Raw genomic sequence first — 933 nt, 5'->3', positions numbered from 1 at the left:
ACAGATTACGCCCCGTTAGAGCATCGCATCCAATTTTTTGGAGTTTTTCGATAACCTGCTGATGGTGTCGCTTAGAGACAACTTCAATGAGTTCGAGAGCCTTTTTGCCGAGTTCAGTGTCAGGCGTCTGCGTATAATTCTGGACCATAAGACAGGGTTCAGAGACGTTATAGAAAGCATGATGCGGGAGCATCAGCCCAACAATCTTATTCTCCATCTGCTCGAATTTTATTTCATCACCAACGATGACACGACCATCAAGAGAAGGCTCAACACAGAGAGCCATAGCAATATCGGGCCCGAACATATCCAATGATTTAGGGACACCTATCGTGGCTTCGCCTTCATCACGCTTCGTGAAAAGCTCAGCATCATTGATGACACGCTTCTTCATCATCTTCAGAGATCCATCAGACTGATCTCGAACGATGCGAAGCCTCTCATCATTAAGAGACCCCTTGAACTCCTTAAACGATCCGTACCTCTGTATCAGTCGCGTATTGAGTGTCTCATTATAGAACCACTCAAGATGGCCATCCTCCATCGTCTCAATATCGTTCGGCTTAGTCACATATTTTGTGACCTCATCAACAGACTCAAGAGTTCCCGCATCCTTAACAATGCACGACATCCTCTCACGAACATCAGCAAGAAAATCCTGCCAGCCGTTCCCCTTCAAATACGGCAGATCAAAGAGGATATTCATATGCATGTTAAGGGTTTCATGATCCTCATTATGAGTGAACTCAGTCCCCCTGAAATACAGATTTGAACCATATTTTTGATTGAGCCAACGGAAGCAATCAGAGAGCTTGCGTGTCCATTTCCTATGCTCCGCCTTGAGGTCATCATATATGCGGACGTTCTCACCGCAGGTGATAACCATGTACCGCAGATACTTCCCCTTATTCGGGAGAATGTTATCAATCCAAT

General features: G+C 45.3%; 1 protein-coding gene. It reads right to left on the bottom strand.

Going from position 1 to position 933, the window contains the following annotated elements; genetic code table 11:
* The coding region (locus KP705_RS15455) for a protein rep (RefSeq protein ID WP_215764789.1) at positions 1-933 on the bottom strand (933 nt) is incomplete at both ends.

The organism is Gluconobacter sp. P1D12_c (genome assembly GCF_018812105.1).
GTDB classification, from domain to species: domain Bacteria; phylum Pseudomonadota; class Alphaproteobacteria; order Acetobacterales; family Acetobacteraceae; genus Gluconobacter; species Gluconobacter oxydans_A.
The sequence above is the reverse complement of the archived record's forward strand: the minus strand, read 5'-3'. Positions and strand labels throughout refer to the sequence as shown.